We start from the raw sequence: 12,856 nt of genomic DNA, 5'->3' as shown, positions 1-12,856 counted from the left end.
TCTCAGAGCCTTTTGAGTGGCAACAGCCGCACCCGGTCCAACAGCGCAACAAGGCGTGTGACGACCGGATAGAGCGCAAGCGAGACGAGCGTTTGCGGCAGGATCACGAACGGCAAGGGGTAGCCGGTCGCGATGCCCGCCAGCACGGAGCCGAGGAACAGATAGGCTGCGATAAGAGCGCATGCCGCGAGCCAGTCCTGAGCAAACCCGCGCCACAGGAATTTTTCGTCGATCAGTTCCATGGCCAGCATGGTGCCCGACCAAAGCACGACCCCCGAACCGAACGGCATCCCGGAATAGAGATCGTCGAAAAGCCCGAGCGGCAGGCCTGCCCACAATGGCAGCATGCCGGGCCGCATCATCCGCCATGCCAGCATCATCATGTAGGCAAGCGGGGGCATCACCGGGGCCGATGAGATTATTGGCGAGAAACTCGCCATAGAGGCCAGCATAATCGTCGCCCAGGGCAGTCCGACGGCGAGCAGGGGCAGGGGCGCGCGATTGATCCGCTTGCGGGCCAAGACCTCCCCGGTCTCGTCCAGATGACGCAGGTTCACTGCTCCGGTGCGGCGTTCGTCGCGCCGTCCTTCTCGATCTGCTCGATCTGCGTGTGCGCTTCGCCGCTGTAGGCGGTCTCCACGACCACAAACTCGTTGTCGGCCGGATCGGCCGCAAGATGACCGGTCGCTCCATCACGGTGCGGATCGGTGGCAACGGCAACAGGGATGCCCGGGGGATATAGTCCGCCGGAGCCGGACGTGACGAACACATCGCCCTTGCGGATCGGGTTCACGCCCTGGTTGATCAGGCGGATGTCGATGCGCCCGTTCGATGCACCCTGAACGAAGGCCGTCAGCCCGTCCTTTGCGCGCTTGACCGGCACCACGTTGTCGGGATCGGTCACCAGAAGTACGCGCGCGGTGCCGGGGCCAGCCTCGATCACCCGCCCGATCAGGCCAGAGGCCGCGCGGACCGGCTGTCCCGGCTGCACGCCGCGCGCGGATCCCGCATCGATGATGGCAAAGCGGCGCGTGCTTGCCGCAGTCGATCCTATCAGATGGGCGGTGGCGACAGGCTTGCGGGCAGGATCGACAATGCCGAGCAGTGCCTTGAGCCGCCGGTTCTCGTCCTGCAATGACTGCATCGATACCGCGTTCGCTCGGGCGGCCTCAACCTCGCGGCGTAGTTCGGCATTCTGCCGGCCTGCATTGAAATAGGCACCGACCGCGGCAAACACGCCTTGACCGGTAGACCGGCTTTCCGCGCTTGCCCGTCCGAGCGGGCGCGCTGCCTCTGCAGCAGCACTGCGGGCAAAGGAGAATGCATCCGGATTGATCAGCGATGTCACGAGCACGGCAATTCCCGCCACGACGCCAAGAATGGCGATCACGTAGCCGGTGAAAATCCCGTACTGCGCCCTGCGCGAATAGCCCGGGCGCCGGTCCTGCGACCGCGCCATCCGTTCACCCCTTCAAGCCGCAGCGCTTTTCGGCGCTGCGATGCAACCCGTAACCGTCCAGCTTCACGCCGTCATCAGCACGCCGCGATAGATCGGATCTTCCATCGCACGCCCGGTGCCGAGCGCCACGCACGAAAGTGGGTCTTCGGCAACGCTCACAGGCAGGCCGGTCTCTTCGCGCAGATGCTCGTCCAGGCCGCGGATCAACGCGCCGCCACCGGTCAGCACGATGCCCTGGTCGACGATGTCGGCCGCGAGTTCCGGCGCGGTGTTCTCCAGAGCGATGCGCACACCTTCGACGATTGCGCCGATCGGTTCGGACAGCGCTTCGGCGATGTTGGCCTGCGTGATCGTGATTTCCTTGGGCACGCCGTTCACAAGGTCGCGACCCTTGATGTGGATCGTTTCGCCGATGCCGTCAGCCGGAGCTGTGGCGATGCCGTAGTCCTTCTTGATGCGCTCGGCCGTGGCTTCCCCGATCAGCAGGTTGTGATGGCGGCGCACGTAGGACACGATGGCTTCGTCCATCTTGTCACCGCCCACGCGCACCGAAGTGGTGTAGGCAAGGCCGCGCAGCGAAAGCACGGCGACCTCGGTCGTGCCGCCGCCGATGTCGACAACCATCGAGCCGACCGGTTCGGTCACCGGCATGTCGGCGCCGATCGCCGCAGCCATCGGTTCGAGGATCAGATAGACTTGGCTGGCACCGGCATTGCTGGCCGCGTCACGGATTGCACGGCGCTCGACGCTGGTGGAGCCAGAGGGCACGCAGATCACGATTTCGGGGTAGCGCAGCAGGCTCTTCGATCCGTGCACCTTGCGGATGAAGTGCTTGATCATTTCCTCGGCCACTTCGATGTCGGCGATCACGCCATCGCGCAGCGGGCGGATCGCCTCGATGTTGTCCGGGGTCTTGCCCATCATCATCTTGGCGTCATCGCCCACGGCCTTGACGCGCTTGATGCCGTTGATCGTCTCGATGGCGACGACGGAAGGTTCGTTCAGTACGATCCCGCGATCCTGGACATAGACCAGCGTATTGGCCGTTCCGAGGTCGATCGCGATGTTCTGCGAGCCAAATTTGAAGAATCGGGAAAAGATCGAAGCCATCTAGAAATCCGTGATAATCTGCGGTTTGACGCACGGGCACGCGCCAGACCCCTCCAGAAAGTGCGCCCGGGAAGGCGGCTCATTAGCAGGCGAACCGGGCAAAGCCCATGGGTTTGTGCGGCTTTGGACGGATAACTTCACCGCTTGTCTCGAAATAAATCGGCTTCGGCGCTAGGGTCACTCAACCCATGCGAGTCATCCGCCGCCTTCCTGAAACTTTGATCAACCGCATCGCCGCCGGAGAGGTGGTCGAACGGCCTGCAAGCGCGCTCAAGGAACTGGTCGAAAACGCCATTGATGCCGGTGCAGGCCACGTCCATGTGCGCCTGTCCGAGGGTGGCCTGGCGATGATCGAAGTCTCGGATGACGGCTGTGGCATGCGGCCTGAAGAGATCGAACTCGCGCTCGAACGCCACGCCACGTCCAAGCTTCCCGACGAGGCCATCGAGATGGTCGAAACGCTCGGATTCCGAGGAGAAGCCCTGCCGTCGATAGCCTCGGTTGCCCGCGTCACCATCGAATCCCGCCCGCTAGGCAGCGCCGATGGCTGGAAGCGCGTGGTCGACAATGGGACGATGATCGCGGAAGGACCTGCCGCATTGCCGCCCGGAACCCGGGTGCGGGTGGAACAGCTGTTCGAGAAGATCCCGGCCCGTCGCAAATTCCTGCGCAGCCCGCGCTCCGAATGGGCGGCTGCTTCTGATGTCGTCCGCCGTCTCGCCATGGCGAGACCGGACCTTGGCTTTACGCTGGAGCACGATGGCCGCCGCGCGCTCCACGTGCAGGCGGGGGAAACGCTGGAGGCACGCGTGGCCCAGCTCGTTGCCCGCGAACTGGCCGGCAATTCGGTCGAGGTCGACCTGTTCCGGGGCGACTATCACCTCACCGGCATAGCGGGCCTGCCCACCTACAATCGCGGCGTGGCAGATCATCAGTACCTCTTCGTCAATGGCCGCCCAGTGAAGGACCGGCTGCTGATCGGTGCGGTGCGTGGTGCCTATGCCGACATGCTGGCGCGCGATCGCCACGCGGTGCTAGCGTTGTTCCTGCAGGTCCCGGCCAGCGAGGTTGACGTCAACGTTCACCCCGCCAAATCCGAAGTCCGCTTCCGCGATCCGGCACTGGTGCGCGGCATGATCGTCTCCGGCCTCCGCCACGCGCTGTCGACCGGTGATCAGCGCAGCGCTCAGGCCCCCTCGGCGAGCGCCATGGCCGCCTGGCAGGCCGAACCCATCGCGCCGCCGCCGCCTTCCTCACAAGGCAGCATGTTCGGCCAGCAATGGCGTCCCGAACCTCGCGTCAGCGAGGCGGGGCAAGCATGGCGTGGCTATGAGCAGTCTGTCATGGCTCCGCTGCAAGCGCGGGCGGAAGTCGCGGCAGAACCTGTCGTGGCAGCCGCAACGCATCCGCTGGGCGTCGCTCGTGGGCAGATTTCCAACACTTATATCGTGGCCGAAGCCGAGGATGGCCTTGTCATCGTAGACCAGCACGCCGCGCACGAGCGTCTGGTGCTTGAACGTCTGCGCGCTGCCGGAGCAGGGCAGGGCAATGCGCCCGCACAAGCGCTGCTGATCCCGGAAGTGGTGGAACTGGAAGAGGTCGCCTGCGACCGGCTCGAGGAAGCCTCGCCCAAGCTCGCCGAATTCGGCCTCGCCCTCGAACGCTTCGGCCCCAACGCCATGCTCGTACGCTCGGTCCCCGCAGCGCTGGCCAAGGGCGATCCTGCAAAGCTCGTCGCCGATGTGGCGGATGATCTGGCGCACCACGGCGATGCTTTGCTGCTCGGCGAGAAGCTTGATCTCGTCCTCGCCACCATGGCCTGCCACGGCTCGGTCAGGGCAGGGCGTGAGCTTTCGGTGACCGAGATGAACGCCCTCCTGCGCGAAATGGAAGTCACCCCACGCTCGGGCCAGTGCAACCACGGCCGCCCCACGTGGGTCAAGCTGGCGCACGGGGACATAGAAAAGCTGTTCGGGAGAAAGTGATGCTGCACGGATCTTCGCGTATCGCCCTGATGTCATTGGCAATCCTGGCCGCGTCCGCATGCTCCGAAAAAGAGCCTTCCGATGCCGAGGCCATTGCCGCCGTCAACGCTGCGCAGGATGGCAAGCCCCCGATCAAGCCGCTCGACCTGCAGCCGATCCTCTATCCCGATATCACGCAGAACAAGCTGCACGGCACCGGTTGCGCATTCGTCGCCGATGGTGGCGGGCTGGGGGCCGTGTTCCTCGCGCAGGACAAGCGCGGGGTGATCAAGTATGGCGATCGCGTTCAGGTCCTCGCGCCAGACGCCGGTTCGGCCAAGATGCCCAAGGGCAGCTTCTCGCGCTACACCGGCAAGGAGAACGCGGTCACGCTCACCACCGTTGGTCCTGTCACGCCTGTGGGGACGACAGAGCAGTTCAAGGGCAAGATGGTGGTAACCGACGCTTTCGAGCGTCCCATCTATGAGGCGACCGGCGACGTCCAGTGCAAGGCGATCTGAACGGTCAGGCCGCCGCTTCGGCCTCCCGCACGCGGATCAGACCGATGGACTTCATCGTCATCACGACCACGCCGTCCTGATTGTAGACCCGCACGTTCGAGCGGAAGCTGCCCATTTCCGGACGCGACGCACTGCGCTTCTTGTCGACGATCTCGGTTTCGACGCTGAGCGTGTCGCCGGGGTAAACCGGCTTGAGCCATCGTATCTCGTCCAGTCCCGGCGAGCCAAGCCCGGCCTGCTTGCGCTCCTTGAGGTTCTCGACAAGCATCGCCATGGTCATTGCACACGTGTGCCAGCCACTGGCGGAGAGGCGCCCGAAATGTGTCTGCGCTGCCGCCTCGTCACTCAGGTGGAACGGCTGCGGATCGTACTTCGACGCGAAGTCGATCACCTCCTCTCGCGATACAGCATAGCTTCCGAAGCGCTGGATCGCGCCGGGTTCGATATCTTCGAAGTACATCATCAGGCCATCGTTGCCGTTGCACCGGGCAATGTCAATCGATCGGTTAAAGCGTGAAGCGGCCCAATCGCCGCGTTGCCGGTACAGGGTCCGGGATGATCCGGTACCGTGCCGTGATCAGGCTGAACACGCCGAACAGCAGCAACCCGGCGGCAATCAGCAGGAAGGCCGTTTCCATTTCTCTGAGATCGTTGATCGCTCCGCCGAGCGAGACCACCTCGCTACTCCGACCGAACCATGCCGTCCGCAGCAAGGACCAACCGATCAGGGCCATGACCACCGCGCGCGCAGCGTGTCCCGCGCGTCCGATCCAGCACGTGGGAGCAGGCGCGCGTGACGAGACGTTGCGCATGAAGTGCGCGGTGATCGCGGTCTTTGCCTGAAACACGGCTGCCACAGCCAGTCCCGCACCGACAATGCCGAGCAGCGCCTCGCCGAATGGCACGTCGAGGACGCTTGCCGCCATTTCCGCCGATTGGTCCTCGCCCGCATCGCGCGCGCCACTCGCGATCTTTGCGGCGGTCCATGCCATCGCGCAGTGCACCAGCGCGCTGGCGAAATAGCCGATGCGGAGCATGACGCCTTTGGCAGATGAACCCTTGCGCTCGATGTCGAACACCGCCGCCGACAGGCGATAGACCGCATAGCCCACCAGCCCGGCTGCAGCCGCGCCCAGAACAAACGAGCCTCCCGGTATCGCATGCAGAACCCGGAAGATATCGCCCGCGCCGTCATCGACATCCGATTTGCGTGCGGTCAGCGCGAGATAACCAAGCAACACATAGACCAGCCCGCGCGCGGCAAAGCCTAGCCTCGCCAGCCACACCACCTTCTCGGACTTGTCGACCACGCGCGCTCCTCTCTCCCGTTACGGGGGAGGAACGCGCGAGGGCTGATACGGTGCCGCAGTCTGGCCTCAGGCCATCGAGGGCATGGCGAGCATCCACAGTGCCATGGCAACCATGACCACGTTCTCTGTCAGTGAAACGAAGCCCAGCGGCACCCGCCCTGACCCGCCCACGCAGGCGCACTTCAGTTCACGCTTCTGGATATAGACGGCGTAGAACACTGACAGGCCCCCGATCGTCCCGATGAACACGGCAATCGGGATCGAAAGCCAGGGCAAGGCACGCGCTGCCATCAGCACGCCGGCCAATGCCTCTCCGAAGGGATAGAGATAGGCGTAGGGAACCCAGCGCCGCGCCAGCAGGTCATAGCCGAGGAACATCGTGGCGAAGCGGTCGACGTCCTGCAGCTTGAGCATGGCAAGCAGAGCCATGGCGAAGGCGACAAACCACTCGATGGCCCGACCGGTAAATGGTGTAGAGAAGACGGCGAAGCTGACAGCCATCGCCAGCGCTCCGGCAATTGCGAACACGGCCAGGACCGGCACGTAGCTAACGGCATCGGGATCGGCGACCTTGAGGCCAAGAAACCTGCGCGTATCGTCGTGCCCGCCGATGCGCTTGCCATCGATGAACACCTGCGGCGTCGTTTTCACGCCATGCTCTGCCCTGAACGCGTCGGTTTCCTCGCGTGTGCGTAGCCAGTGGTCCTCCACGCGGTAGCCCTTGCTTTCCAGCAGGTGCTTCACCTTCACGCCATAGGGGCAGATGTGATTGGGCATTACCATGCGATGCAGCACGGCGGTTCGATTCGGGGTCTGTTCGTTTGTCATGCGAAGACCTATACCTTGCGTACCATGGTACGGAGTCAAGCGGTATGGCAATGACGATCTCGCAACTCGCCAAGGGCGCAGGCGTCGGCGTCGAAACGGTGCGCTTCTATCAACGCAAGGGCCTGCTCGATGATCCCAGACCCAGCCGCACTGGGAGGGAGGGGCAGAAGCACTACGGCGCCGAAGACCTGCGCCGCCTGCGCTTTGTCCGCAGCGCGCAAGCGGCTGGCTTCACCCTTTCGGAAATCGCCGAGCTTCTGGCGCTCGATGCCGGGCACGACCGGCCCCGCGCCCGCGAGATGGCACGCACGCGGCTCGAAGCCATCGATCAGGAAATCGCCCGCCTCGAAACCGCGCGTCAGTCACTGCGCAAGCTCGCCCGCGAATGCGCCATGGGCGATGCGGGGCCTTGCCCGATCATCGCCGCGTTCGAGAGTTGACCGTCAGACGTTGAACTTGAAGTGGAGGACGTCGCCGTCCTTCACCACGTATTCCTTGCCTTCCTGGCGCAGCTTGCCTGCATCGCGCGCTGCGATTTCACCGCCGAGGCTGACGAAATCGTCATAGGCGATGGTTTCGGCGCGGATGAAGCCGCGCTGCATGTCGGAGTGGATCTCACCCGCAGCCTCGGGTGCCTTTGCGCCCTGATGCACGGTCCATGCCCGCGCTTCCTTGGGGCCGACGGTGAAGAACGTAATCAGGTGCAGCAGATCGTAGCCTGAGCGGATGACGCGGGCGAGGCCGGTCTCATGCAGGCCCATCTCCTCGAGGAACACGGTCCGCTCCTCGGCGTCCATGCCCACCAGTTCGGACTCGATGGCAGCCGAGACGATCACGGCATTGGCACCTTCCGCCTTGGCCTTCTCGAACACGCGGGCGGAGAAGGCGTTGCCGTTCGCTGCGCTCTCTTCCTCGACATTGCAGACGTAGAGCACGGGCTTTGCCGTCAGCAACTGCGCCTGCTTGAACACCCGTAGTTCTTCATCGTCCTTGGGCTGGGTCAGGCGTGCGGGCTTGCCTTCGCGCAGCAGTTCAAGCGCCTGTCCGAGCACGGACGCGATGATCTTCGATTCCTTGTCGCCTGCCTTGGCCTTCTTCTCGGCCGCAGGAACGCGCTTTTCGAGGCTTTCGAGGTCCGACAGCATCAGCTCGGTCTCGACCGTCTCGGCGTCCGAGATCGGATCGACCTTGTTGTCGACGTGCTGGATGTCATCATTCTCGAAGCAGCGCAGCACGTGGACGATGGCGTCCACTTCGCGAATGTTGCCAAGGAACTGGTTACCCAGGCCTTCGCCCTTCGAAGCCCCGCGTACGAGCCCTGCGATGTCGACGAAGCCCAGCTGGGTCGGGATGATCTTCTGGCTGCCTGCGATCTGCGCCAGCTTGTCGAGCCGGGGATCGGGCACGCCGACGTTTCCGACGTTGGGTTCGATCGTGCAGAACGGATAGTTCGCGGCCTGCGCGGCCTGCGTCTCGGTCAGCGCGTTGAACAGCGTCGACTTGCCGACATTGGGAAGGCCGACGATCCCGCAACGAAAACCCATTTTCAAACTCCTTGGCTGGCCGCGCCTTTAGCGGGCCGCAGTGGATTTGGAAACCTTCACGGAAATTTCAGGGATTGGGCGCACTAAGCGCTTCACGCGTGGAGAGATTTGCGATGAAAAAGCTGGCGTTCCTAACACTGCCGCTGCTGCTGGCGGCTTGCACCGACAGCCCGCAGGAGCGCGCCGAGCGAGCGCACAGATCCTTCGAGGCGCATGATTATCGCGCGGCGCAAGTCGATCTCGCGGCCGCGCTCGAAGCCAGTCCGCAAGACCCTGCGCTGCTCGAACTCCACGCGCGCAATGCGCTGGCCATGGGTGATGGCATCGCGGCGGAAGCCTCGCTGGCCAAGCTGCCGGAGGGCAAGCGCCCCGCCGACTTCGCCCTGCTGATGGGCGAGGCCGATCTTCTGCGCGGGCTTCCAGACGATGCACTAACGGCACTAGGCAGCGAATCTTCACCTGCTGCGCAGCGTCTGCGGGCGCTGGCGCTGATGGCCAAGGAAGACCGCGAAGGAGCAGCCAAGGCCTTTACCGCTGGCGCTGCGGGCAAGCCCGATGCGCGGCTGCTGTCAGACTATGCGCGGTTCATGCTGATGGGCGGCGATGTGAAGCAGGCCCGCGCACTGGCGGACCGCGCCAAGGCGGCAGATCCCGGCATAATCGATGCGCTGCTGGCCGATGCCGAAGTTGCCACGGCAGAAGGTCGTCTGGCGCAGGCGCTCGCAGGCTATGAGGCCGCTGTCGATGCCTACCCCGGCAATCTCGCAGCGCTTGCAGGCAAGGCGGCGGTGTTGGGCGATCTTGGCCGTACAAAGGACATGGACGCCGTCCTCAAGGCTCTGGCCGAGGTCAAGGGGGGTGGGCAGGTCGCCTATCTGCAGGCCCGCGCAGCCGCGGCGCGCAGCGACTGGCAGACCGTACGTAGTGTGCTTCAGGCCAACGAAGCCTCGCTCGTGGGCAAGGATGAAGCAACCGTGCTCTACGCGCAGGCCCTTGTGCAGCTCAAGCAGCCCGAACAGGCCCGCGCCAAGCTGCAGCCTCTGCTGACGCGCAACCCCGGCAGCGCAACCCTCCGCCGCGAACTCGCCAAGGCGCAGCTTGCCGCAGGCGATCCACGCGGCGCTGTCGAGACGATGCGGCCATTTGCCGAGGTACAGACCGCTGATGCCGAGGACTTGCGCCTTCTTGCCAAGGCAGCGGAAGCCTCGGGAGACCCGGATGCGGCAAAGCTCGCCGAGAAGGCAAAGTTCCCCTCTGCGCAGGCCATGGCCGCAACGCTGGCACAGGCCGATACGGCGATGAAAGCGTCCAACTGGGGCAATGCGATTGCCGCCTACGAGCGCTTGCTCGCCGTCACTGACGGCAAGAACCCGCTTGTCCTCAACAACATGGCCTATGCGCAAGGGATGGTAGGCAACAAGACCAAGGCGCTGGAGTTCGCCGAGCGGGCCTACAAGGCCGCGCCCACGAGTGCCTCGGTTATGGACACGCTTGGATGGCTGCTGGTCGAGACCGGCAAGGACCGTTCGCGGGGACTGTCCCTGTTGCGTGATGCGGTGGCCAAGGCTCCGGACAACGCAACCATCGCAGGGCATCTGCGCAGCGCCGAAAAGGGCTGAGCGCAAACGAAAAGGGAGCCTGCTTGCGCAAGCTCCCCTTCCATAACCCTCGTTTCGCTATCAGGCCGCGAGCGCGATTCGACGCGGTGCCGTCTGGCGGCGACGGGCCAGTGCCAGGCCGACCAGGCCAGCACCGAGCAGGCCAAGCATGCCCGGCTCGGGAACCGGCGTGCCGCCCGTGGAACCACCGGTGGAGCCGCCCGTGCTGCTAAGCGTGCCCGAACCGCTGGCCGAGCTGATGCCGGGAACGCCGGTGATCGACTGGTAGCGCACATAGAAGTCGCTCAGCGTCAGCGAGCTGACCGGCTGCGAGAAGCTCAGCGTGAATGAACCCGTGCCGCTCTGGCCGAGCGTCAGGCCACCGCTGCCGCCGCCTGCGCAGCTGCCCGTCTGTGCGTCCTTGAAGCAGACGTCGACCGTGCCGATGCCGTTGGGATAGTTCGACGACAGCGTGGTGTAGGAGAATGCACCGGTGCTGCTGGCTGACGAGATGTTCGGATCGGTGTTGAACGCGAAGCTCGAGATGCGCGAGTCGGTTACCGGCGACGAACTGGTGTTCGCCACGCTGTAATCGAACGTGTAGTCGTTGCCCGAAACGCCGGTCAGCTTGAACGTGGTCGAACCGGTGAGGCCGTCGATGGTCGTGCCATTCGAGAAACCGTTGTAGTTGAGCGAGAAGCTTGTGCCGATGTCGCCCGAGCCGAGCGTCACGGAATCTGCAAAAGCGGGTGATGCGACCGCCATGGCCGCGCTGGCAGCAAGGCCGGCAAGAACTTTCCTGAGGGTCATCGATTCTGCTCCCATGAACCGAAATTCGGTTAATCGTTACGAAAGCAATGCCTGTGCCAATTGCGGATTTCAGCCATTTGTAATGATTAACGATATTGCGAGCGTAAGCTTTTCCGACAGCCACGCTGCTTTTTCCCAAGGCCCTTTCACCAAAGATTCAGTGCTCGCTGGCAAAAGCACCGGCATGAGATCGCATCATGCTCTTGCCTTGCTCCTTGCGCTTTCGGCATGCGGTGAAGACGCCGGTGATCGGCTGGACCGTGCCCGGCGCGAAATTGCCGGAATGGAACTCGCCGCAGCGCGGGTCGATCTTGCTGCAGCGCTGGCCGAAAAAGGCGATGATCCCGCGGTGCTCCGCCTGCTGGCCCAGGTGCAGCTGCAACTCGGTGATGGCGATGGCGCGGCGGCCACTGCATCGCGGCTCGAGCAGGCAGGGGTTACTGGACCCGAGCTTTCGCGGATCAGGGCGGAGGCCAGTCTGCTGCGCGGCAATGCCGAAGAGGCGCTGGCCTTGCTCGGTGCTGACCGGACGCCGGATGCCGAGCGCGTCCGTGCCGCTGCTCTTATTCAGAAGCAGGACGCAGTCGGCGCGCTTGCGGCGCTACGCAGAGGAGCCGATGCTGGCGCGAATGCACTGCTCCTGCGCGACTATGCTCGGTTTCTGATTGATTCACAGGATCTGGACGGTGCGGCGCAGCAGGTGGCGGCGCTCTCGCGCCTGCAGCCGGACGGCTTCGACGCTCTTATGCTGGGGGCCGACATTGCCTCGCGCCGCGGGCGTTATGCAGAGGCGCACAGCTATCTGGAAAAGGCCGCCTCACGATATCCGCGCGTGCCCGATCCCTTGATTGCCCGGGCAACGCTATTCGATCTTGAAGGCAAGCTGGACGACGCAATCGCGATGACGCTGCGCGCGGCCTCCGTTGCGCCCGATGACGTTCGGGTGCGCGATCTCAAGGTGCAGTTTGCGGCGATGAAAGGCGAATGGGAGAAAGTGCGGGACCTGTTGGCCAGAGACGAGCGCAATCTCGATCCGCTTTCGGCCAACGGCCTCAGCTATGCCGAGGCCATGCTGCGCACCGGGCATCCTGAACAGGCACGCGCGATGTTCCAGCGCGCGCTGACACGATCGCCCAACAACCCCTTTTCAAGAATGATGCTGGCCGAAGCCCAACTGGCGACGGGTGATGCCCGTTCGGCCTTTGCCACGGTCTGGCCGCTGGCAAGGAGCACGATGGCCGGGCCACGCGAACTCGACCTAGCGGCCAAGGCGGCCAAGGCGGCAGGACTTCCTGAAGCAGGAGTAATCCGTGCGAGGATTGCGGCGGCGCAGCAGGGGCTTTCCCGGAAGTTGTCCGAGCAGGGGCAGGCAGCGCTGGCCCGGGAAGACTGGGGTGCGGCCGCCGAGGCCTATGGCCAGTTGGCCCAGATGGGCGAGGACGCCGAGGTGATGAAGCGCCTTGCTCTGGCCCTGAGTCATTCCGGCAAGGCTGACGATGCGATCCGGGCGGCGGACAGGGCGCGCGCCCTGACGCCCGAAGATCCCGATACGGCCTATATGGCCGGACTCGTCCGGGCGAGAGCAGGGCGCGATGGCGCAACAGCCGTGGCCCTGCTTCGGCAGGCGAGCGAAGCTGCGCCGGACAATGTCGTGTTCCGGCGCGCGCTTGCGCGGTATCAGGTGCGCGAAGGGACCTGATACCGGTCGTCTC

Annotated in this window: 13 protein-coding genes; 5 read left to right on the top strand and 8 right to left on the bottom strand. The window is 64.4% G+C overall.

What is annotated here, in order from left to right; genetic code table 11:
- Positions 1–2: 2 nt before the first annotated feature.
- The 3 genes from ACZ1JW_RS16610 to ACZ1JW_RS16600 all read right to left on the bottom strand — a co-directional run bounded on the left by ACZ1JW_RS16610 (position 3) and on the right by ACZ1JW_RS16600 (position 2,569).
- Positions 3–557: a rod shape-determining protein MreD gene (locus ACZ1JW_RS16610; RefSeq protein WP_465125652.1), complete on the bottom strand. Its 555-nt coding sequence runs from the start codon at positions 555–557 to the stop codon at positions 3–5.
- Positions 554–1,459: a rod shape-determining protein MreC gene (gene mreC / locus ACZ1JW_RS16605; protein ID WP_465125653.1), complete on the bottom strand. Its 906-nt coding sequence runs from the start codon at positions 1,457–1,459 to the stop codon at positions 554–556. Before mreC ends, ACZ1JW_RS16610 begins: the two co-directional genes overlap by 4 nt.
- A 63-nt stretch (positions 1,460–1,522) precedes the next feature.
- Positions 1,523–2,569: a rod shape-determining protein gene (locus tag ACZ1JW_RS16600; RefSeq protein ID WP_144907129.1), complete on the bottom strand. Its 1,047-nt coding sequence runs from the start codon at positions 2,567–2,569 to the stop codon at positions 1,523–1,525.
- A gap of 188 nt (positions 2,570–2,757) precedes the next feature.
- Between ACZ1JW_RS16600 and mutL the strand changes: the two genes are divergently transcribed.
- Both mutL and ACZ1JW_RS16590 read left to right on the top strand, forming a co-directional pair.
- Entirely contained in the window at positions 2,758–4,554 is a 1,797-nt protein-coding gene (gene mutL, locus ACZ1JW_RS16595; RefSeq protein ID WP_465141375.1) for a DNA mismatch repair endonuclease MutL, read from the top strand.
- Positions 4,554–5,054: a hypothetical protein gene (locus tag ACZ1JW_RS16590; RefSeq protein ID WP_465141374.1), complete on the top strand. Its 501-nt coding sequence runs from the start codon at positions 4,554–4,556 to the stop codon at positions 5,052–5,054. Before mutL ends, ACZ1JW_RS16590 begins: the two co-directional genes overlap by 1 nt.
- Before the next feature lie 4 nt (positions 5,055–5,058).
- On the opposite strand, the gene ACZ1JW_RS16585 is transcribed toward ACZ1JW_RS16590, so the two are convergent.
- The 3 genes from ACZ1JW_RS16585 to ACZ1JW_RS16575 form a co-directional block, all read right to left on the bottom strand.
- Positions 5,059–5,517 carry a MaoC family dehydratase gene (locus ACZ1JW_RS16585; RefSeq protein ID WP_465125656.1) on the bottom strand — a complete coding sequence of 153 codons (459 nt, stop codon included), beginning with the start codon at positions 5,515–5,517 and terminating at the stop codon, positions 5,059–5,061.
- 43 nt (positions 5,518–5,560) lie between these two features.
- Complete coding sequence (locus ACZ1JW_RS16580) at positions 5,561–6,364, bottom strand: DUF1206 domain-containing protein (RefSeq protein ID WP_465141373.1); 804 nt, start codon at positions 6,362–6,364, stop codon at positions 5,561–5,563.
- Between the two features lie 66 nt (positions 6,365–6,430).
- On the bottom strand, positions 6,431–7,192 hold the full coding sequence (locus ACZ1JW_RS16575) for a MauE/DoxX family redox-associated membrane protein (RefSeq protein WP_465141372.1): 762 nt from the start codon (positions 7,190–7,192) through the stop codon (positions 6,431–6,433).
- Positions 7,193–7,236: 44 nt separating this feature from the next.
- Between ACZ1JW_RS16575 and ACZ1JW_RS16570 the strand changes: the two genes are divergently transcribed.
- On the top strand, positions 7,237–7,632 hold the full coding sequence (locus tag ACZ1JW_RS16570) for a MerR family transcriptional regulator (RefSeq protein WP_465141371.1): 396 nt from the start codon (positions 7,237–7,239) through the stop codon (positions 7,630–7,632).
- A 3-nt stretch (positions 7,633–7,635) separates the two neighbouring features.
- Here the strand turns inward: ACZ1JW_RS16570 and ychF are convergent, their stop codons facing one another.
- Positions 7,636–8,736, bottom strand: a complete 1,101-nt coding sequence (gene ychF, locus ACZ1JW_RS16565; protein ID WP_465141370.1) for a redox-regulated ATPase YchF — start codon at positions 8,734–8,736, stop codon at positions 7,636–7,638.
- Between the two features lie 113 nt (positions 8,737–8,849).
- Here ychF and ACZ1JW_RS16560 point away from each other — a divergent pair, with 113 nt between their 5' ends.
- The gene (locus tag ACZ1JW_RS16560) at positions 8,850–10,355 is read left to right on the top strand and encodes a tetratricopeptide repeat protein (RefSeq protein WP_465141369.1); all 1,506 of its coding nucleotides are present in this window, start codon (positions 8,850–8,852) and stop codon (positions 10,353–10,355) included.
- 60 nt (positions 10,356–10,415) lie between these two features.
- Here ACZ1JW_RS16560 and ACZ1JW_RS16555 read toward each other — a convergent pair whose 3' ends face one another.
- Positions 10,416–11,144, bottom strand: coding sequence for a cistern family PEP-CTERM protein (locus ACZ1JW_RS16555; protein WP_465141368.1), 729 nt, complete (start codon positions 11,142–11,144; stop codon positions 10,416–10,418).
- 184 nt (positions 11,145–11,328) lie between these two features.
- On the opposite strand from ACZ1JW_RS16555, the gene ACZ1JW_RS16550 reads away from it, so the two are divergent.
- The gene (locus ACZ1JW_RS16550) at positions 11,329–12,843 is read left to right on the top strand and encodes a tetratricopeptide repeat protein (protein WP_465141367.1); all 1,515 of its coding nucleotides are present in this window, start codon (positions 11,329–11,331) and stop codon (positions 12,841–12,843) included.
- Positions 12,844–12,856 lie beyond the last annotated feature (13 nt).

Source organism: Novosphingobium sp. BL-A-28-Hi1-0D (assembly GCF_055521755.1).
The sequence above is the reverse complement of the archived record's forward strand: the minus strand, read 5'-3'. Positions and strand labels throughout refer to the sequence as shown.

Excerpts from the sequence above, each read along its gene's own strand:
- mreC (WP_465125653.1), bottom strand. The coding sequence starts at position 1,459 with ATGGCGCGGTCGCAGGACCGGCGCCCGGGCTATTCGCGCAGGGCGCAG.
- ACZ1JW_RS16600 (WP_144907129.1), bottom strand. The coding sequence starts at position 2,569 with ATGGCTTCGATCTTTTCCCGATTCTTCAAATTTGGCTCGCAGAACATC.
- mutL (WP_465141375.1), top strand. The coding sequence starts at position 2,758 with ATGCGAGTCATCCGCCGCCTTCCTGAAACTTTGATCAACCGCATCGCC.
- ACZ1JW_RS16590 (WP_465141374.1), top strand. The coding sequence starts at position 4,554 with ATGCTGCACGGATCTTCGCGTATCGCCCTGATGTCATTGGCAATCCTG.
- ACZ1JW_RS16585 (WP_465125656.1), bottom strand. The coding sequence starts at position 5,517 with ATGATGTACTTCGAAGATATCGAACCCGGCGCGATCCAGCGCTTCGGA.
- ACZ1JW_RS16575 (WP_465141372.1), bottom strand. The coding sequence starts at position 7,192 with ATGACAAACGAACAGACCCCGAATCGAACCGCCGTGCTGCATCGCATG.
- ACZ1JW_RS16570 (WP_465141371.1), top strand. The coding sequence starts at position 7,237 with ATGGCAATGACGATCTCGCAACTCGCCAAGGGCGCAGGCGTCGGCGTC.
- ychF (WP_465141370.1), bottom strand. The coding sequence starts at position 8,736 with ATGGGTTTTCGTTGCGGGATCGTCGGCCTTCCCAATGTCGGCAAGTCG.
- ACZ1JW_RS16560 (WP_465141369.1), top strand. The coding sequence starts at position 8,850 with ATGAAAAAGCTGGCGTTCCTAACACTGCCGCTGCTGCTGGCGGCTTGC.
- ACZ1JW_RS16555 (WP_465141368.1), bottom strand. The coding sequence starts at position 11,144 with ATGACCCTCAGGAAAGTTCTTGCCGGCCTTGCTGCCAGCGCGGCCATG.
- ACZ1JW_RS16550 (WP_465141367.1), top strand. The coding sequence starts at position 11,329 with ATGAGATCGCATCATGCTCTTGCCTTGCTCCTTGCGCTTTCGGCATGC.